Origin of the sequence: Lamprobacter modestohalophilus (genome assembly GCF_016583905.1) — a bacterium.
GTDB classification, from domain to species: domain Bacteria; phylum Pseudomonadota; class Gammaproteobacteria; order Chromatiales; family Chromatiaceae; genus Lamprobacter; species Lamprobacter modestohalophilus.
In genome coordinates this window covers 24,874-43,466 of record NZ_NRRY01000017.1, presented here as the reverse complement: position 1 = coordinate 43,466, position 18,593 = coordinate 24,874, and the positions used below count along the sequence as shown (strand labels likewise).

The following is an 18,593-nucleotide window of genomic DNA, read 5'->3' as shown; positions in this document are numbered from 1 at the left end:
GAGTATTGGCATGAGCCGTCGCGGGTGCTTAGCCCGGTATTAGCGGCGCTTCCTGCATGATCTCGACTAGCCTCGGGTCTAGGCAGGACCGCATGAAGGCGGTCATGGGGCCATGATTCCCCGAAGGATAAAAGGCCAGCATCAGTTGGTTGAACTCCAGTTGGCGATGGGCGGGAAGGTTGATCGCCGGGAAGCCCGCGTCGAGTAACAGTCCGTTCATCATGAAGCGGCCCATGCGCTTGTTGACATCATAAAAGAACTGGTTGCGCGCCATCTCGAGAAAGATCCAGATCGCACGGTCATAGATGTCCTCTAGGCGCTCGGCCTGTCGGCACATCCGCGCAAAGCGTTCGGGCAGTTCAGCGGCTGGAGGTGGCATCCAATCGGTGCCAGCGATGGTCACCCCGCCGGTGCGGAAGGCGCCCCACACCAAGGCCTCCTCTTTCGCGGCGATGGCATGTAGTTCACAGGCGACCGCTTGGCTGAGCGAGAAGCTTTGTGCACGCAGTGCCTCGAACAGCCAGCGCCAGGCGTTACCTTGGTTAAGCACGATCTGCTGGTCGCTGATCCGATGACCACCGACGGTGATGCCCTCCAGCAGCGTCTGGACTTCCGGCAGGGTGAAGGGCAGCCCCTCGAGATTCACCGCGTCGCAGACGAAGGCGGCAACCTCGCGCTGGGCCAGCATGCGGGCCTTGTCCCGGTCTGCCTGCATGCCCCAGTGCGACTCAATGACGCGATTCGCGCGCTGATGGTTCGTCGATGGCTCCACAGCGGATTCCAGGTTTGTCAATCGCTCCGATCTGTTCAAGCTAGACGCAAACCAAAGCCGGCGCAACAACGACAAACGCCCCGCAGTGCGGGGCGTTATAGATGCCGTCGACAGCCTTTGCCGTGAACGAGCAGCTTCACCTGCAAGGGCGTCGATACGCCATGACCAGTATCGACAGGCGATGCCCGTTAGTCCTCGGTGTAAGGCTCCTTCAGCGTCACCAGTTCCTCGGCGCTGACCGGATGGATGGCGACGGTGTTGTCGAAGTCCTCCTTGGTCGCGCCCAGCTTCACGGCCACGGCGAAGCCTTGCAGCATCTCGTCGACGCCGTCGCCGACCATGTGGATGCCGACCACCTGCTCCTTCTCGCCCAGGCAGACCAGCTTCATCGCGGTGCGTGGCTCGCGCTCGTTGAGCGCGTATTTCATCGGCGTGAAGGTGGTCTGATAGAGGGTGACCTTCTCGCCGGTCTCGCGCGCCTTGGCCTCGGTCATGCCGACCGAGCCGACGGGCGGATGTGCGAACACCACGGTGGGGATGTTCTCGTAGTCCAGATGCCGCTCGGGCTGGTTGTTGAACAGCCGCTCGGCAAGTCGACGCCCGGCGGCGATGGCGACCGGGGTCAGCGGCGCGCGGCCGGTGATGTCGCCGAGCGCATAGACGCCAGGCACATTGGTGTTCTGATAGGCATCGGTCGGAATCACCCCGTTGGGGAGATGCTCGATCTCGGTCGCCTCGAGGTTGAGCCCGGCGGTATTCGCGCGGCGGCCCACCGCCCAGAGCGCGGTGTCGAAGCCGGTCAGCGCGTTGCCGTCCCGGTCGATCACCGCGATGCCATCATCGCGCTGTTCCAGCGAGCCGACCGCGAACGGCAGGTTCAGCTTGATCCCCTCGTGCTCCAGGTTGTGCTTGACGGTCTCGCTGATCAGGGGGTCGAAGGTCTCGAGCACCTTCGGCTCCAGCGCGACGATGGTGACCTCGGAGCCGAGCGAGTTGAGGATGCCGGCGAGCTCAACGCCGATGTAGCCGCCGCCGATCACGCACACCCGCTTCGGCGCCTGATCGAGCTTGAAGAAGCCATCGGAGGTGATGCCCAGCTCATGGCCTGGCACCGGCGGCACGATCGGCTGGCCGCCGGTGGCGATAGCGATGTGCTCAGCCGTGTATTGCTCGCCGTTGACCTCGATGGTCTTGTTATCAACGAAGCGCGCGGCGCCCTGTAGCAGGGTGATGCCGAGCTTCTCAACGTAACCATTCCAGTAGTTGCGGATGCCATCGATCATGCCCTCGCGGCCCTTGACCAGGGTCGGCCAGTCGATCGAACTGATCTCGGCGTTGACGCCCAGCTCGGGCGCGTCGCGCACCGCTTGGGCGATCTCGGAGGCATACCACATCAGCTTCTTCGGCACGCAGCCGACGTTGACGCAGGTGCCGCCGAGCTGGCTGGATTCGACGATGGCGGTGCGCTTGCCATAGCCGGCGGCCTTCTCGGCGATGGCGAGACCGCCGCTGCCGCCGCCGATGGCGATGAGATCAAAGTGTTTGTCCATGAGAATTGCCTATTTGCGTGCAGTCCAAACGAAACAGCCGCTAGGCAGAAGCACCAGCGGCTGTCGGTCTCAAGCCCTGCGTCGGCGACGACGCTGGGCGCTCACCTCGGTCAGGTCAGGCTTAGCGGTTGGCCATCCACTTCTCGAGATCGTCGGAGCCACCGATCTTGGTGCCGTTGATGAAGATCTGCGGCACGCTGGTCGCGGCGGCGACGGCGCGCAGGGTCTCTTCGGTGTAGTCCTTGTTTAGCACCAGCTCTTCATACTGCATGCCAGCATCGCTCAGCATGGTCTTGGCCTTGGCGCAGAACGGGCAGCCGGGGCGGGTGAAGACGGTGATGTCCGACGGCTTGGCCGCATTCGGCGCGATGTACTCGAGCATGGTGTCGGCATCGGAGACGTGGAAGGGGTCGCCCGGCTCCTCTGGCTCGATGAACATCTTCTCGATGGTGCCGTCCTTGACCAGCATCGAGTAACGCCAGGAGCGCTTGCCGAAGCCCAGGTCGTCCTTGTCGACCAGCAGGCCCATGCCATCGGTGAACTCGCCGTTACCGTCTGGGATGAAGGTCAGGTTGTCCGCGTTCTCGTCGTCCTTCCAGGCGTTCATGACGAAGCCATCGTTGACCGACATGCAGATGATATCGTCGACGCCCGCGGCCTTCAGGGCCGGCGCAAGCTGGTTATAGCGCGGCACGTGGGTCGAGGAGCAGGTCGGGGTGAAGGCGCCGGGCAGGGAGAAGACGACAACGGTCTTGCCCTTGAACAGGTCATCGGTGGTGATGTCCTTCCAGTCGTGGTCGGTGCGGGTGCGGAAGGTGACGTTCGGGACTTTTTGGCCGGTGCGGTCTTGCAGCATCAGGGATACTCCGTGCGTGGTTGAGTGGAACGAGGAAAGAGGGTTCGAGCGGAGCTGTCGTCTCGCTCAGCCCACAGAATGGGGTAAAAACCGCGAGCATCCAAATGGATTGTTTAGATCATGGCGATCGGTTTAACCGATCGTTGGCGGGTGTCGCGGGTACAAATGGCTATTACGAGTTTGTTTTGATGCTCGATAAGCATAGATCCGCCCCATCCTGGGCGATCGGCTTAATCTTGGTCGATTGGCTCATCGAAGGACGATTGAAAAAGAAGATGGCCCTGTCGGTTTCCCGAGCAGGGCCATATTGGACTGCCTGTTGGACTGAATCCTCGATGCTGTGGACCTGAGCATCCGCTTTGCCGTCGCAGCGCGGCGAATGGCTAGGTCAGGGCTCCAGAATCGGCCCCGCACCAAGTCAGATCAGCCCTAGTCCTGACGCTGAGCGTCTGAACGCGCACGAGCGGCGCCCGGAGTCGGGCAGGCTCAAGCGCGCGGCTGGGCTGGCATCACCACTGCGGCGCTTTCACCATCCTTCTTCTTGCCGCCGCAGCTCTTGCCGTCGCCAGCGACAGCGGTGCCGGCGCTGAGGATCAGGGTCAGGCCAAAGATCAGAGCGGTAGCCAGGGTTGCAGTACGCAGCTTCATGTCGATGTGCTCCTCGCGACGGACGCGATTGATGTTAATCATGGCGGGATGCAAAAGATGCGTCTCCGACGGTTTGGAGTATGGGACCGCTGCTGCCGCGCCACAACCCCTCGGTTTAACCTGAATCTCACGCGATTCATGTTCCAGGGTGGCGTCGCGCCATGCGCGCTAGGTCATCACGTCCGGCTCAGCGCGGCCGGTGCGCGCCTCGATCTGCGCCAGCTCGCGGGCGATCAGGATCAGTGGCGCGAGCGCCTCTTGCACGGGGCGATCATGGCCTGCGCTATCGGCCTCATATTGCTCGATATAGACGCGCAGCGTGGCGCCCTGGGTGCCGGTGCCAGAGAGTCGCAGTACGATGCGTGAGCCGCACTCGAAGCCGATGCGAATGCCCTGCTGCTCGGCGACGCTGCCGTCGACCGGGTCGGTGTAGGCGAAATCATCGGCGAAGGCGACCTTGAAGGTGCCGAGCTGTTGCCCGGGTAGGCTCGGCAGTAGGATGCGCAGATGGTTGACCAGGCCCTCTGCGGCCTCGCTGTCGATGCCTTCGTAGTCGTGTCGGGTGTAGTAGTTGCGCCCGAATCGCTGCCAGTGTTCACGGACGATCTCGGCGACCGATTGGCGTTTGACGGCGAGCAGGTTGAGCCAGAACAGCACCGCCCAGAGGCCGTCTTTCTCGCGCACATGATCGGAGCCGGTGCCGAAGCTCTCCTCGCCGCAGAGGGTGATCTTGCCGGCATCGAGCAGATTGCCGAAGAATTTCCAGCCGGTTGGCGTCTCGAAACAGTTGACGCCGAGCGCTTCGGCGACCCGATCCGGGGCCTGGCTGGTGGGCATCGAGCGCGCGACCCCAGCGATGCCGTTCTTGTAACCGGGCGCGATCTCGGCATTGGCGGCAAGCACCGCGAGGCTATCGCTGGGGGTGACGAAGAAGTCGCGCCCGAGCACCATGTTACGATCGCCATCACCATCGGAGGCGGCGCCAAAATCCAAGCCGTCCGGCCCTTGCGTGAGCGCGACGAGTGCTTGCGCATGGGCCAGATTCGGGTCTGGATGACCGCCGCCGAAGTCCTCGAGCGGGACGCCGTTCATCACCGTACCCGGCTCGGCGCCGAGTCGCTGCTCTAGGATCTCGACCGCATAGGGGCCGGTGACCGCGTGCATGGCGTCGAAGCGCATGCGGAAGTGGCCGGAGTTGAAGAGTTGACGGATGGCGTCGAAGTCGAACAGGCTGGCCATCAGCTCGGCATAGTCGGTGACCGGGTCGATCACCTGAACGATCATCGCGCCGAGTCTCGACTCGCCGACCTGATCCAGATCAACCGGGTCGGCCTCGATGATCCGATACTGATCGATGGTTTGGGTGCGCTCGTAGATGGCATTGGTGACCGATTCCGGCGCTGGACCGCCGGCATCGATGTTGAACTTGATGCCGAAATCCTCGTCCGGTCCGCCAGGGTTATGGCTGGCCGAGAGGATGATGCCGCCCTGGGTTTGGTACTTGCGGATGATGCAAGATGCCGCCGGTGTCGATAGGATGCCGCCCTGACCAACCAAGACGCGCGCCACGCCGTTGGCCGCCGCCATGCGCAAGATGACCTGGATGGCCTCGCGGTTGTAGAAGCGACCGTCGCCGCCAAGCGCCAGGATGCCGCCGTTGAGCTTGGTCTGGGTATCGAAGATGGCCTGGACGAAGTTCTCCAGGTAGTGCGGCTGCTGAAAGGTGGTGACCTTCTTGCGCAGTCCGGAGGTGCCTGGCTTTTGACCATCGAACGGCGTGGTGCTGATGACAGGTGCTTGCATCGACATAACCCTTGATTTTAAGTTGGTTTGCCTCTACCACAGCGGCGCCGGCGAGGCTTGGCAAGCACAATTGTAACCAGTGCGGCCAGCCTGCGACCGATCAAATTGCAGAAGCGCTGGGCCTCTGCGGCCCGGTCTTCGATAACTCTCAACCCTACGACGACAGGTGATCGACACCCATGACCGTTGATGCGCATAAGGAAACCCTCGAGTTCAAGGCCGAGGTGAGCCAAGTCCTAGACCTGGTCATCCGCTCGCTGTACTCGAACAAGGAGATCTTCCTCCGCGAGCTGATCTCCAACGCCTCCGACGCCGCAGAGAAGCTGCGCTTCGAGTCGCTGACCGACGAGGCCCTGCTCGAAGATGACCCCGAGCTCCGGGTCCGGGTCAGCGTCGATAAGGACGCTGGCACCATTACCGTCTCCGATAATGGCATCGGCCTCAGCCGCCAAGAGGTGGTGGAGACCATCGGCAGCATCGCCAGCTCCGGCACCCGCCGCTATCTCGAGGCGATGTCCGAGGGGGCGACCACCGATAACGCCCTGATCGGCCAGTTCGGTGTTGGTTTCTACTCGGCCTATATCGTCGCCGATAAGGTCACCCTGACCTCGCGCCGCGCCGGCCTGACCGCTGAGCATGGCGTGCGCTGGGAGTCCGACGGCCGTGGCAGCTTCACGCTGGAGACGGTCGAAAAATCAGGCCGCGGTACCGATGTCACCCTGCATCTGAAAGAGGACGAGAAAGAGTTCCTCGACGCTTGGCGCGTGCGCAGCGTGATCAGCAAGTTCTCCGATCACATCGCGATGCCGATCGAGATGGTCAAAGAGGACTACGGCAGCGAGGACGATGAGAAGAAGGACAAGGACGCTGAGCCGGAGCTGGAGCAGGTCAACCGCGGCACTGCGCTCTGGATGCGCAACAAGTCCGAGCTGTCGGACGACGACTACAAGGAGTTCTACAAGCACATCTCGCACGACTTCGATGAGCCGCTGGCCTGGGCGCACAATCGGGTTGAGGGCAACAACGAGTACACCACGCTGCTGTTCCTGCCCAAGCGCGCGCCCTGGGATATGTGGGATCGCGAGCAGAAGCACGGCGTCAAGCTCTATGTGCGCCGGGTCTTCATCATGGATGAGGCCGACAAGCTGATGCCACACTGGCTGCGCTTCGTCAAAGGCATCGTCGACTCCGACGACCTGCCGCTCAACGTCTCGCGCGAGATCCTGCAGCACAACCGCAAGATCGACACCATCCGCGGTGCCAACACCAAGCGTATCCTGAGCCTGCTCGAGACCATGGCCAAGGACGAGCCGGAGAAGTATCAGACATTCTGGAACGAGTTCGGCCGTGTCCTGAAAGAGGGTCCGGCCGAGGACTTCGCCAATCGTGAGCGCATTGGTGGTCTGCTGCGCTTTGCCAGCACCCACAACGACAACGATGACCAGACCGTCTCGCTCGATGACTACATCGAGCGCATGAAGGAAGGCCAGAAAGACATCTACTACATCACCGCCGACAGCCCGGCGGCGGCGCGCCACAGCCCGCACCTGGAGGTGTTCCGCAAGAAGGGCGTCGAGGTGCTGCTGCTGTCCGATCGGGTCGACGAATGGCTGGTCAACAACCTGCATGAGTACAAGGAGAAGCATCTGCAGTCGGTGACCAAGGGCAAGCTCGACCTCGGTGAACTGGCGGACAAGGAAGAGAAAGAGAAGGCAGAGAAGGCTGAGAAGGAGCATAAAGATCTGCTCAAGCGGCTCAAGGACTCGCTCGGTGATCGGGTCGAGGCGGTGCGCGTCTCGACGCGGTTGGTCGATTCGCCGGCCTGTATCGTGGTCGGCGAGCACGATATGAGCGCGAACCTGGCGCGGGTGCTGAAGGCCGTGGGTCAGGATGCCCCGAGCATGAAGCCAACGCTCGAGGTCAACCTCGAGCATCCGATGGTGCGTCGCCTGGAGTCGGAGTCCGATCAGGGCCGCTTCGATGATCTTGGCCTGATCATGCTCGATCAGGCTATCCTGTCAGAAGGTGGTCAGCTCGATGATCCGTCGGCGTTCGTCGGGCGTCTCAACAAGCTGATGTTGAACATGTTCATGAGTGGTGCCTGATCCTAATGGCTGATGCCCTGGTGACCCTTGGCTGGCGCGAATGGGTCGGTCTGCCCGAGCTCGGGCTGCCGCTGATCAAGGCCAAGGTGGACACCGGGGCGCGGACCTCGGCGCTGCACGCGTTCCAGGTCGAGCGCTTCGTGCAGGATCGAGCCGATTGGGTGCGCTTTTCGGTGCACCCGCTTCAGGGGCGGGATGATCTCGTGGTCCGCTGTGCCGCGCCGTTGCTCGATCGGCGTTGTGTCACTGACTCCGGTGGCCATCGCGAGGAGCGCGCGGTGGTGGCCTCGATGCTGGAGGTCGGCGGCCAACGCTGGCCGGTCGAACTGACCCTAACCGATCGCGATAGCATGCGGTTTCGCATGTTGGTGGGTCGTACCGCCCTCAGCGGTCGGGCACTGGTGGATGTGCAGCACTCCTATCTGACAGGGAGGCACGCCGATGCCGCTGCGGCTTACCGCAGCGGTGAGTCTGCCGATTCCGCTGGGGCGGGCCCTGCGCGATGATCCGTAGCTACAAGGTCGCCTTCGTCGCGCTCTTTGTCGGCCTATTGGCGTTGACGGTGTTTGCGGTCTCAGTGAACACCTATCGGCATGCGACCCGGGTTTCGCTTGATCTCTCGGCGGACATCTTGTCCGAAATGTCAGCCAAAGTGGTTGCGGAAACCTCGGCGCGGTTCGAGGCAGCGCGGGATGTGGTCGAGATCAATGCGCTGTTGGTTGGCGAGCGCGGTCTTGCGGATGACCAGGCGCTGTTCCGTCTGTTCGGGCGGCAGCTGGCGTTGTTGCCACAGATCGAATCCCTGTATGTCGCTGGCCCGAACGGCGACTTCATTCAGGCGCGCAGCTCGCCACAGTCGATGACGCGGCTGATACGACGCGAGGCAGCGCAGGGCGAGGACCCAAGCCAGGCGACTGAGCGCCTGGTCTATCGCGACGCACAGTTTGCGCCGATCGCCCGGATCAACGGCGATGCGACCTACGATCCGCGCCAGCGCGGTTGGTATCGCCAGGCCGTTGCTGCCGAGCGGCTGCAATGGTCCCCGGTCTATCAATTTGCCGATACCGGCGAGCGTGGTATCACGGCCGCGGTCGCCGTGCGCGAGCCCAATGGCTCGCTGATCGGCGTGGTTGGCGTTGATATCTCGCTGAATAGCCTGTCGCAGTTCCTCAGCGGACAGCGGATCGCGCGCGGCGGCATCGCTCTGATTGTTGGCGCCGATCGGCAGTTGATCGCCTTTCCGGAGAGTGTCGAGCTACGCCAGGGCGCAGGTTCGGGCACCGCTGCGGTGGATGCTGATCTGTCCGCTGTGGATGCGGCTTCGGCAGCTGCAACAGCTGTTGCCGACGCGCGGCTGCCACGGGTCGAAGACCTCGGCGTGCCCTGGCTAGTCGACGCCTATCGGCAGGACGCACAGTCGCAACAGCGCTCTGCCATCAATCGGGCCGAGTACAGTCTGTCACGCACCGACGGACAGCGTTATCTGGCTCAACGGCAGGCGTTTCCGCCTGGTGTCGGCGAAGACTGGGAGCTGATGTTGGTGGTCCCCGAGATCACCCTGCTCGAGTCCGCGCGGCGCCTGTTCAGCGAGGCGGCCGCCATCTCCCTGATCTTGCTCTTGGCGGCGGCGATCGCGGTCTCCTTTCTCGCCCTGCGGCTGTTTCAGCCACTCAAGCGCTTGGTGCTGAACACCGAGCTGATTCGCGAGTTCCGTTTCGCCGATGTCAAGCGGGTGCCCTCGCGCTTCGCCGAGATCAAGGCCATGGACGAGGCGCTCTGGAAGATGAGTCAGGGCCTGCGCTCGCTGGAGAAGTTTGTGCCCATCGATGTCGGCCGGCGGCTGATCCAATCCGGTAAACGGGCCGAGCCTGAGGCCGAGGTGCGCGAGCTGACGCTGCTGTTTACCGGCGCCTCGGACCTGGCGAGCCTGTGTGAGGCGCTGCCGCCGGCGCGCATCACCGAGCTGCTGGGGCGCCAACTCGATATCTTCACCAGCACCATCCTGCGCCACAAGGGCACCATCGATAACTTTCTCGGTGAGAGCATACTGGCCTTTTGGGGTGCCCCCGTGGTGCTCGAGGATAGCGTCGATCGCGCCTGCCGCGCCGTGCTCGCCTGCCGCGATGCCGAGACCGCGCTGCATGCCGACTGGGCCAAGTCGCTTGCGCCGGGCGAGCCGGCACCGCCGCTGAATCTGTTCTCAGTGCATCATGGTCGCGCCATTGTCGGTGCCATTGGCTCGCGCCAGCGCATGAGCTGGACCGCGATTGGCGACAACGTCGCGCTGGGCTGGGATCTGCATCAGCTGAATCGCCGCTATGGCACACGGATCATCATTAGCGGTGAGGCGCGCGAGCAGGTGGCTGAACGTTACTGGACGCGCCGACTCGACGTGCTGCCGCTGAACAGTGGCGCGCGCAAACTGGAGGTCTTTGAACTGATCGACCGGCGCGATCGGATGCTGGCGCCGGAACGGCTCGAGGCCATCTCTCATTATGAGGCAGGTCTCGAGGCCTTGCTCGAGGCCGATTGGGAGCGTGCCGAGGCGATCTTCCAGCCGCTGGCTGATCGCGATCCGACGGACTTTGCGGTGGCCCTGATGCTGTCGCGCTGCGGCACACGCGACGCCTGCTTCTGGCCCGGGCTGGCCGGCCCAGGCGATGACATGCTGAGCGGACCCTTCGTCACCCGACCCGTCGCCTCGCCAGGGCTGAGCCTCGACAGCGGAGAGCGGCCGGCCATAAATGCGAACGATCCGAAGGGTTAGCGAGACTTCGCCCCAGACCAAACAGCTATGAACCTCATGCGCTGCAACACCCTGACTCATCCACAACCATTTGGTCTGCGCAAGGACGGTTAGCGATGGAGCTGAGAGACGAACAAGCGCTTGATCAGGCCATGGCTGGCTTCGCCGGCCTGATGCGTCGGATCGATGCGCGTCAGAGCCGGATCGAAGCCCGGGTGGCGTTGCTCTATCAACTGCTGTTTGGTGCGGTGATCGTCTTGGTCGCGTCGTTGTCGTTCCTGACCATCATCCTCTCGCGTCAGATCCCGGATGCGACCGCCGCGGTCACTGGATTGAATGAGCATTTCGCGCAAGTCGCCAATAATATGGATCGCATTGAGCATTCGATGCGGGTCATCGACGCCGGGATGCAGAGCCTGCCCCGGGTGATCGGCCACGTCGATACCATGCATGGTGGGATCGCCTTTATGTCTCAGGATGTGACCCAGATTGCCCAGTCAATCGCGACTATCGATGACAGCGTTGGCACGATGTCGACGAATCTGACCGATATGCGCCAATCATTTCAGCTGATGGAGGATACCGTGGGCCGTATGGGACACGATGTGAATCATCTGTCGCAGCCGATGCGGATGTTCAACTGGATGAACCCGTTTCAGTGAGCGACCTAACATGAGTCCGCCCCTGATCGCTCAGTCAGCCCGAGAGCCTCACCATGATTGAGCGTGATCGCATCGAGGCACTGACCGAGCTCATGTCTGAGCTCGAGCAGGATCTGGATCGTAGCGATAGCCTGACTGGGCGTCGGCACCGCGGGGTCGAGCTCTGGGTGCGGGTTGTGATTGGCTTAGTCGCCGCGCTTGCGCTCTCCAACCTCTACTTCGTCAACGATCTAACCGACGAGGTGCGCCTGGTGATCACGCGCATGCAAGAAATGAACAGCCTCTTCACTCGGGTTTCGGCGCGCATGGACCAGATCAGTATTGAGATCGATGCGATCGAGCGCAACGTGCTGCTGATGCCGGTGGTTGCCGACCAGATGCGCGAGATGTCTGCCCATGTCACGGTGATGGAGCAATCGGTCTCATTCATGGACCGCGCTGCCGCACGTCTGGGTGACTCGGTCGCCATCATGGATGGCAATCTGCACGACATCGCTCTGCGCTTTCATGGGCTGAATCGAAGCGTTGGCGCCATGGGGGTCGATGTCAATCAGATGGCACGGCCTCTGCCTTAGCGACTACTCGAAGCGATTACTCGAAGCGATTACTCAAACAGAGGGATGCTCAGAGCAAAGATCGTTGAAACCGGTTCGAGTTGGCTCTCGTGCATGACCATCAGGGTGTTCTCGGTCTTGTTCTGCGGACCTGGAGGGATGACGATCGCGAACTCGCCTTCCTCTAAGTGGAATTCATGGATCTCGCGCAGGCCTTCCTCGGTCATGCAGTGGCTTGAGCGATAGGGGTCGTCCTCTCCGTAAACAAGGCGGTTGCACATCTTGAACATGGTGTAGAGGCTGAGCCCCTTCGGAAAAGTCGGCCATCGCGCTGGAATCGAACGCGTTTCCTCGTCAATCACTTGGCCTTTTGCGTTAGCTGCCGCAATGGCCTGATCGAGTGGCTCAGCCAACAGTGAAACGGCATTGCTCGGCAGTGGCTCTTGCTGCTCTCTCGCTCGCTGAAAGGTCTCGTTGACCTGCTGAAAGTCATCAAAGGTATGCAGTGGGTAATCGATGTACTGAAGCTCATCTGGCGAGAAGCTGCCGTTTTCCCAGCCATGAATCACGCGGAGGATCAGGTGGCGCCGCCGCATGGGTCGGACGACGAGCAGATGCAGCATGATGTGGATATGCAGCAGGCGTTCGACAGCCTCGTTAGAGAAGGCGTCATAAGGCGAGGCGAAGATCTCATGCAGCCGGCCGGGCACATGCTCCCTTGCTTCTTGATGGGTCATGATGGTGTCCAAGAGGTGTTCCTTAGTTGTCGCCCTTTTGCAGTATTCGACCGAGATCGTCGAGGAGTTCGATCGCGCTTTGAGCACTCATCTGGTAGGGGTTGAACTCGGCCCCGATCGAGTATTGGGCGATGATCTTTCGTGTTGTTTCGGTCCAGGGCAGGTAAGCCATGTCCCAGTCCGCGAACTGACGTTTGCTGACCTCGCTGTAAGCGACGATCTGAACATTGTGATGTCGTTTGTCGCAACAGATCCGACTATAGAGCCTATTGACGACCTCGCGTGAACCTTCGAGGCATTGTAGGAAAAAGTTGGAATTGAAGAGCAAGACCCCGGTGATCGAGTCCTTTTCATTATTGCGGCGCGAGACCTCGAGGATGTCGCTGAGCTCTTCACTGCCAATATTCTTGATGATTTCGCTGCAATAAGTAATGCGGGTCAAATGCATCGCGATACTCTCCGGAAACTGTGTCGGCCGCTGTTAGGCCCGGCCAAGGCTGCGCTGGTAACGATTGCCACTGTCGAGCTGGTGCGGTCCCGAAGGCGAGGAGCGTCGGCGCAGGCGTTGAAGGCTGTTGCTGAGGTTGTCTCCAAGCACTAAGAGACAGGGGGTGAGGGCTAAGGTTAGCAGAGTCGCGAAGCTAAGTCCGCCAACGATGGCGCTTGCGAGCTGTGTCCACCACTGTGTCGAGGGTGCGCCGAAACTGATACTGCGGCCAACCAGGTCGATGTTCATCGACAAGACCATCGGCATCAGGCCGAGCACCGTGGTGAATGCCGTGAGAAAGACCGGCCGTAGTCGTCGGCGGCCGGTCTCCAGCGCGGCGGCGACGGCGTCCTCGCCAGCAGCGCGAATCCGATTGTAGGTGTCGATCAAGACGATGTTGTTATTCACCACGATGCCGGCGAGCGCGATGATACCGAGTCCGACCATGACGATGCCGAAGGGCTGGCCGGTGATCAGCAGACCCATCAGCACGCCAGCGGTCGAGAAAACGATGGCCGAGAGCACCAGCAGGGCCTGATATACGCTGTTGAATTGGGTGACCAAGACTAACGCCATTAAGAGGATGGCACTGACAAAGGCGTTGGTCAGGAAGGTTGCGGCCTCGCGCTGATCGGCGTCTTCGCCCTTGAAGCGGATGCTGACCGCTGGATTGCCCTCGGTCTCGGCGAGTGCATCCCGCAGGCGCGTCAACTGACTGTCGACCAGTGCTCCCTTCGCCACATCGGCCTGTATCGTGATGGCACGGCGGCCGTCGATGCGATGCAGGGTGCCGACCTTGGGTGCCGGTATGACCTCGACGAAGTTGCTGATCGGCACCATCCCGTCCGGGGTCGGCACGGTCAGGCTATCCAGCTGTCCGAGCGTGCGCTCGCTGTAGGGGAAGCGCACCCGGATATCGACCTCATCGTCGCTGTCGTCGGGCCGATAGTCAGAGACCAGGATGCCTTGGGTGACCATCTGCACCGCGTTGCCGAGCAGCGCGACATTGGCGCCATAACGGGCCGCGCGCTCGCGGTCGACCTCCAACCGCCATTCGATGCCCGGCAGCGGACGATCGTCCTCGACGTCGGCGAAGCCGCCGAGACGCTCGATGAGCGCGCGCACGCGCTCGACCTCGGCCGCAATCTGACTGGTATCGCGCGCACTGAGCTCGATCTGGATCGGCTTACCCTCCGAGGGTCCGCCTTCGGCCTTGCGCGTCTCGACGCGAATCCCAGGGATGTCGGCGGTGCGCTCGCGGATCTCGCTCAGGATCAGCTCCGCCGGCCGGCGCTGGTCCCAATCGACGAACTCGAGCTGAATGGTGCCGATCACATCCTCAGCCGCGCGGCCTTGTCCGGATGCACTGTTATAGGAACGTGCGTAGACCGACGCCAGCTCGGACATGCCGAGGATGCGCCCTTCGACCTGACGCACGATCCGATCCTTCTCGCGAATCGAGAGGTCGCCGCGCGCATGCACCTGCACCAGCGCCAGCTCCGGCTCGACCTCGGGGAAGAACTCGACGCCCTTGCCGAATTGGCTATAGGCCGCGTACGAGCCGATCAGCGCGAGCAGGGCGACGCCCAAGGTCATGGCCGGGTGTCGCAGCAGCGGCTCGAGCAGGCGCAGATAGGTGCGAGTGGCCAGGCCGTCCCCGGTTTTCCGCTGGCTCGGCTGAACGCCGCGGCGACTGATCGCTGAGCCCAGCACCGGAACAAAGATCAGCGCCATGGTCAGGGAGGCGGAGAGGGCGATGATCACCGTGATCGGCAGGTACTTCATGAACTCGCCGACCAGTCCAGGCCAGAACAGCAGCGGAAAGAACACCGCCAGGGTGGTGAGAGTGGAGGCCGCAACCGGCCAGGACATCCGTTTCGCGGCGCCGGCGTAGGCGGCCAGCGGCGCTTGCCCAGCCGCGAGACGCCGATCGGCCAGTTCGGTGACGACAATGGCGCCGTCCACGAGCATGCCAACCACCAGGATGAGACTGAACAAGACGACGATGTTGATGGTGAATCCGAGACTGTTCAGCACCAGGATGGTGGTCAGAAAGGAGCCGGGAATGGCGATGCCGACCAGCAGCGCCGAGCGCGCGCCGAGCGCGGCCAGGATCACGATCATCACCAGTAGGATGGCCGAGAGCACATTGTTCTGCAGGTCACCGAGCATCTCGCGGATCTCATCTGACTTGTCCTGCATGTAGGCCACCTGCAGGCTGGCGGGCCAATGTTCACGCTCGCGCTCGACGATCTCGCGCACTGCGGCGATGGTCTCGATGATGTTGGCGCCGACGCGCTTCTTGATCTCGAGCGTGACGGCCGGCTGTCCGCCCACGCGCGCGAAGCCCTCCGGGTCTTTGAACGCGCGGCGCACGCTGGCGACATCACCGAAGGTGACGACCCGATCGGCGGCGGTCTTGACCGGCATCGAAAGCATGTCATCGAGGGTCTCGACCACGCCCGGCACCTTCAGCACCAGGCGGCCGGCACCCGTATCGATGGCGCCGGCGGCGACCAGCCTGTTGTTGCTGCTGATCAGCTCGAACAGCGTGCCGTAATCGACCCCGTAGGTCTGCATGATGGCCGGGTCGACGATCACCTCCATCAAGGCCTCACGATCGCCGCCGATGTCGACCTCGAGCACGCCACTCAGGGTCTCGATGCGATCCTTGAGGTCGCGGGCGATGCGGATCAGACCACGCTCTGGCATCGGCCCGGAGAGGGCGATCGTCAGCACCGGGAACAGCGCGACGTTGATCTCGTGCACGCTGGGCTCGTCGGTGGAGGCGGGCAGCTCGCTCTGCGCGATATCCACCCGCTCGCGGACATCGGCGAGGGCGCGTTTGCTGTCGAATCCGGCCATGAACTCCAGTTGCACGGAGGCACGCCCTTCAGCAGCGGTGCTGGCCATCTCCTTGACGCCCTCGATGGACTGCAGCTCCGTTTCCATCGGCCTCACCAACAGCCGTTCGGCATCTTCCGGTGAGATCCCGTCGTGGGTCATGGCGACGTAGATGATCGGCACGGTCACATCGGGCTCGGCCTCTTTGGGGATCGACTGATAGGCGGCGAGCCCGGCCGCAAGCAGGAAGGCCAGCGTCAGCAGCACCGTGCGGCTGCGTGAGAATGCCAGTTCGATCAGCCGGCTCACGAGCGCTCCCGGTTGGTTTCAGTCTCATTGACCGGCTTTACCGGCTTTACCGGCTTGACCTGCTCACCCTCGCTGACGAAGCCCTGACCTTGGGTGATGATGCGCACCTGCAGCGGCAGTCCGGAGACCCAAACACCGTCCATCTGGGCGTGGATCAGGTTGATTGGGTAGAACTGCACCTGGTCATTGTCGTCGACCGTTCGAACGCCGATGCGTCCGTCGTCGTCGAGTGTAAGCACCGCCGGCGACACAAAATGGCCGCGTTCTTCGCCGACCTTGATGCTGAGTTCGGCGCTGACACCACTGGCCAAGGCCAGCTCAGGGTTCGGGATCTCGGCTTCGATCTTGAAGCTCCGTGTCTGGGCGTCGGCGACCTGCGAGAGATAGCTGAGCCGCCCACTGGTTTCGGTACCGTCCAGCAGCGCGACCCTGACCCGCTGGCCAAGCTCCAGCTCGCCCGCGCTTTGCTGCGGGACCTGGCCGACCGCCTTCAGACGGCTGTTGTCGACCAGCTCCAAGACCTCGTCGCCGCGTTGCACCAGGCTGCCAAGCTCGACGTCGCGGGTCTCGACCACGCCGGCAAAGGGTGCGCGAATCTGCAGCCGATCGATATCAACCCTGAGCCGGGCCAGCTCGGCCTTGGCGCTTGCCAATGCGGCTTGGGTCTGTTTGATCTGTGTGCGGGCTTGCATGCCCTGGCTCCCGAGCTTCTCGGAGGCGGCGAGCTCAAGCTCGCGCGCCGCAAGCTCTGCCTCAGCCCGAGCCAGCTGCGCGGGTCGGTCGTCTTCCGCCAGCTCCACCAGCACGGCGCCGGTCTCAACCCGGGCGCCCCTTGCAACGGGCAGTCGCGCAACCTTGCCCTCGGTCTCGGCGCGCAGGATGACCCGCCGTCGCGGCTCGAGCTGGCCCAGAACCCGTATGCTGCGATCGACGACCGAGGCCTCGCTGTGCGTGACCTGCACGCGCATCGGCTGTGCCACCGCTGTTGACCCAATGCCCGCATCGGGCTGCTTCTCGGTGCGCGAGGCGTCGACGAGGGTGCCGCTGAGCATCCAGAGCGCAACCGCGATTGCGAGTCCGATCGCCAAGATGACTGAACGCTTCATGCGTATACATTCTCTTCATTGAAGGACGCCGCGGCCGTGTGGCAAGCATGTGTGGCAAGCATGCCTGGCAAGCATGCCGTATCGGGCGCGGAGATCAGGGGGCATAGCTCCGGTCGGAGCAAGAGAGAGCAGTAATGTCGCCACTTAAGTGGCGCATAGATTACCGTGAAACAAGCGCTTTATCGTCCGGGGTGGCGACGCGCTATGGACATTACCGTGCAACACGTGCTCCATCGTCCAGGGGGCGCGCTATGGACGTTACCGCGAAACAAGCGCTTCATCGTCCATACGACGACGCGCTATGAACCTTAGAGCTTGTGTCCGGGTTTAGGTTCGCGTTTGCAAGGCTGATCTCTTGCGGACCTTCTTGCGGACCTTCTTGCGAATCTGTTGCGAAAGGCCCTGCTTGGGCTTGGTTGCTAGGCCGCAACGCCCTCAACGATCGCGTCCACTTCGGAGAATGAAAACGGTTTTTCCAGGACGGCGGCAACATCGAGATGTTTGAGTCGCTCCGCTTCTCTCTCATGCAGCTCCGAGAAGCCTGTGATGACGATGGCGCGGCAGTGGTGATGTTTTCGGCGCAGACGTTCGAGTAGATCAACGCCGTCGATCTCGGGCAGTACCATGTCGATCACGAGCAGATCATAGCCATCACGGTCACAGAAGATCTCCGCGAGATGGCCATCGAAGGCGGCGACGGCCTCATGGCCACGCGAAATCAGATGATCGGCGAGAATGGTCGCAAGCAACCGATTGTCGTCCACAACGAGGATTCTCATGACGAAGACTCCAATGATAACAAACGTTTGCTGCAGTCGGGACAGATGCCATGGGTAATGCGCGGCTTGGCATCTGCGGCGAATAGGCGGAGCTGCATCACGGCTTGTTCCACCTCAACCCAGGCCTGCTCGGCGAGGACCGCCTTGCACCAGCTGCACATCGACAATACCTGCGATGACGTTTGCCGGCTTTGGTTAGCCGCCACGAGTGGCATGTATGGCCGTGGCGCAGTGCGCAGCAACCGGCTCGCGAATTCGATCTCGTCGCTATCGGCGAGATAGCGCATCTGCATCTGCATCCAGCGGCGGCAGTCCGGCGAGTCGCAGCGGTAGCCAAATTGCAACGCCTCGTGAGTTGAGCGTGCGCGTTCGATCAGGAGCCGGTAGATGTGGCGCGTCCCCTCGTCCACGATGACTGAGAACAACGGCCGGCCTAGCTCTGCAGCTGCGGTCGTTTCACGGCCGTTCTCGGCGGCGAACGCGAGCCATTCTGCGCTGACGAAGCTGATGCGCAGCCCAGCATCGACGCGATGCACATAGGTTGTGTTTGAGGGGTCGGTAGACATAAAACGATCCGCCATCTAACCAAAGCCTAGCAGATCTCCTGGATATAGAACGGTCATTACACGCATTTT

General features: G+C 62.3%; 16 protein-coding genes. 5 read left to right on the top strand and 11 right to left on the bottom strand.

The window, feature by feature from the left end; all coding sequences use genetic code 11:
* Window positions 1-28 precede the first annotated feature (28 nt).
* From CKO42_RS11640 to CKO42_RS11620, 5 genes are all read right to left on the bottom strand, one after another.
* On the bottom strand, window positions 29-772 hold the full coding sequence (locus tag CKO42_RS11640) for a Fic family protein (protein ID WP_200244024.1): 744 nt from the start codon (window positions 770-772) through the stop codon (window positions 29-31).
* 188 nt (window positions 773-960) lie between these two features.
* Entirely contained in the window at window positions 961-2,322 is a 1,362-nt protein-coding gene (gene gorA, locus CKO42_RS11635; RefSeq protein WP_200244015.1) for a glutathione-disulfide reductase, read from the bottom strand.
* A gap of 121 nt (window positions 2,323-2,443) precedes the next feature.
* Window positions 2,444-3,181 carry a glutathione peroxidase gene (locus CKO42_RS11630; RefSeq protein WP_200244104.1) on the bottom strand — a complete coding sequence of 246 codons (738 nt, stop codon included), beginning with the start codon at window positions 3,179-3,181 and terminating at the stop codon, window positions 2,444-2,446.
* A 483-nt stretch (window positions 3,182-3,664) separates the two neighbouring features.
* The gene (locus tag CKO42_RS11625; protein WP_200244012.1) at window positions 3,665-3,868 is read right to left on the bottom strand and encodes a hypothetical protein; all 204 of its coding nucleotides are present in this window, start codon (window positions 3,866-3,868) and stop codon (window positions 3,665-3,667) included.
* Between the two features lie 126 nt (window positions 3,869-3,994).
* Window positions 3,995-5,629, bottom strand: a complete 1,635-nt coding sequence (locus CKO42_RS11620) for an alpha-D-glucose phosphate-specific phosphoglucomutase (protein ID WP_200244010.1) — start codon at window positions 5,627-5,629, stop codon at window positions 3,995-3,997.
* A gap of 179 nt (window positions 5,630-5,808) precedes the next feature.
* Here CKO42_RS11620 and htpG point away from each other — a divergent pair, with 179 nt between their 5' ends.
* From htpG to CKO42_RS11595, 5 genes are all read left to right on the top strand, one after another.
* Window positions 5,809-7,734: a molecular chaperone HtpG gene (gene htpG / locus CKO42_RS11615; protein ID WP_200244008.1), complete on the top strand. Its 1,926-nt coding sequence runs from the start codon at window positions 5,809-5,811 to the stop codon at window positions 7,732-7,734.
* 5 nt (window positions 7,735-7,739) lie between these two features.
* Complete coding sequence (locus tag CKO42_RS11610) at window positions 7,740-8,240, top strand: ATP-dependent zinc protease family protein (RefSeq protein ID WP_200244006.1); 501 nt, start codon at window positions 7,740-7,742, stop codon at window positions 8,238-8,240.
* On the top strand, window positions 8,237-10,501 hold the full coding sequence (locus CKO42_RS11605) for a cache domain-containing protein (RefSeq protein ID WP_200244004.1): 2,265 nt from the start codon (window positions 8,237-8,239) through the stop codon (window positions 10,499-10,501). The genes CKO42_RS11610 and CKO42_RS11605 overlap by 4 nt, the downstream gene beginning before the upstream one ends.
* A 95-nt stretch (window positions 10,502-10,596) precedes the next feature.
* Window positions 10,597-11,142, top strand: coding sequence for a hypothetical protein (locus tag CKO42_RS11600; RefSeq protein ID WP_200244002.1), 546 nt, complete (start codon window positions 10,597-10,599; stop codon window positions 11,140-11,142).
* A gap of 53 nt (window positions 11,143-11,195) precedes the next feature.
* The gene (locus tag CKO42_RS11595; protein ID WP_200244000.1) at window positions 11,196-11,717 is read left to right on the top strand and encodes a hypothetical protein; all 522 of its coding nucleotides are present in this window, start codon (window positions 11,196-11,198) and stop codon (window positions 11,715-11,717) included.
* 29 nt (window positions 11,718-11,746) lie between these two features.
* On the opposite strand, the gene CKO42_RS11590 is transcribed toward CKO42_RS11595, so the two are convergent.
* From CKO42_RS11590 to CKO42_RS11565, 6 genes are all read right to left on the bottom strand, one after another.
* A complete protein-coding gene (locus CKO42_RS11590; RefSeq protein WP_200243997.1) occupies window positions 11,747-12,433 on the bottom strand; it encodes a hypothetical protein in 687 nt (228 codons plus the stop codon).
* 22 nt (window positions 12,434-12,455) lie between these two features.
* Window positions 12,456-12,881 (bottom strand): BLUF domain-containing protein, encoded by a 426-nt coding sequence (locus tag CKO42_RS11585; protein ID WP_200243994.1) that lies wholly within the window; start codon window positions 12,879-12,881, stop codon window positions 12,456-12,458.
* A 33-nt stretch (window positions 12,882-12,914) separates the two neighbouring features.
* A complete protein-coding gene (locus CKO42_RS11580) occupies window positions 12,915-16,073 on the bottom strand; it encodes an efflux RND transporter permease subunit (RefSeq protein ID WP_200243991.1) in 3,159 nt (1,052 codons plus the stop codon).
* Complete coding sequence (locus CKO42_RS11575) at window positions 16,070-17,179, bottom strand: efflux RND transporter periplasmic adaptor subunit (RefSeq protein ID WP_200243987.1); 1,110 nt, start codon at window positions 17,177-17,179, stop codon at window positions 16,070-16,072. Before CKO42_RS11575 ends, CKO42_RS11580 begins: the two co-directional genes overlap by 4 nt.
* Before the next feature lie 419 nt (window positions 17,180-17,598).
* Complete coding sequence (locus tag CKO42_RS11570; RefSeq protein ID WP_200243984.1) at window positions 17,599-17,958, bottom strand: response regulator; 360 nt, start codon at window positions 17,956-17,958, stop codon at window positions 17,599-17,601.
* Window positions 17,955-18,524, bottom strand: coding sequence for a hypothetical protein (locus tag CKO42_RS11565; RefSeq protein ID WP_200243981.1), 570 nt, complete (start codon window positions 18,522-18,524; stop codon window positions 17,955-17,957). Before CKO42_RS11565 ends, CKO42_RS11570 begins: the two co-directional genes overlap by 4 nt.
* Window positions 18,525-18,593: the final 69 nt, after the last annotated feature.

Bases quoted from the DNA above. Each gene is read 5' to 3' on its own strand.
- CKO42_RS11600 (WP_200244002.1), top strand. From the start codon at position 10,597: ATGGAGCTGAGAGACGAACAAGCGCTTGATCAGGCCATGGCTGGCTTC.
- CKO42_RS11595 (WP_200244000.1), top strand. From the start codon at position 11,196: ATGATTGAGCGTGATCGCATCGAGGCACTGACCGAGCTCATGTCTGAG.
- CKO42_RS11625 (WP_200244012.1), bottom strand. From the start codon at position 3,868: ATGATTAACATCAATCGCGTCCGTCGCGAGGAGCACATCGACATGAAG.
- CKO42_RS11605 (WP_200244004.1), top strand. From the start codon at position 8,237: ATGATCCGTAGCTACAAGGTCGCCTTCGTCGCGCTCTTTGTCGGCCTA.
- CKO42_RS11585 (WP_200243994.1), bottom strand. From the start codon at position 12,881: ATGCATTTGACCCGCATTACTTATTGCAGCGAAATCATCAAGAATATT.
- CKO42_RS11570 (WP_200243984.1), bottom strand. From the start codon at position 17,958: ATGAGAATCCTCGTTGTGGACGACAATCGGTTGCTTGCGACCATTCTC.
- htpG (WP_200244008.1), top strand. From the start codon at position 5,809: ATGACCGTTGATGCGCATAAGGAAACCCTCGAGTTCAAGGCCGAGGTG.
- CKO42_RS11575 (WP_200243987.1), bottom strand. From the start codon at position 17,179: ATGAAGCGTTCAGTCATCTTGGCGATCGGACTCGCAATCGCGGTTGCG.
- CKO42_RS11590 (WP_200243997.1), bottom strand. From the start codon at position 12,433: ATGACCCATCAAGAAGCAAGGGAGCATGTGCCCGGCCGGCTGCATGAG.
- gorA (WP_200244015.1), bottom strand. From the start codon at position 2,322: ATGGACAAACACTTTGATCTCATCGCCATCGGCGGCGGCAGCGGCGGT.
- CKO42_RS11610 (WP_200244006.1), top strand. From the start codon at position 7,740: ATGGCTGATGCCCTGGTGACCCTTGGCTGGCGCGAATGGGTCGGTCTG.
- CKO42_RS11565 (WP_200243981.1), bottom strand. From the start codon at position 18,524: ATGTCTACCGACCCCTCAAACACAACCTATGTGCATCGCGTCGATGCT.
- CKO42_RS11620 (WP_200244010.1), bottom strand. From the start codon at position 5,629: ATGCAAGCACCTGTCATCAGCACCACGCCGTTCGATGGTCAAAAGCCA.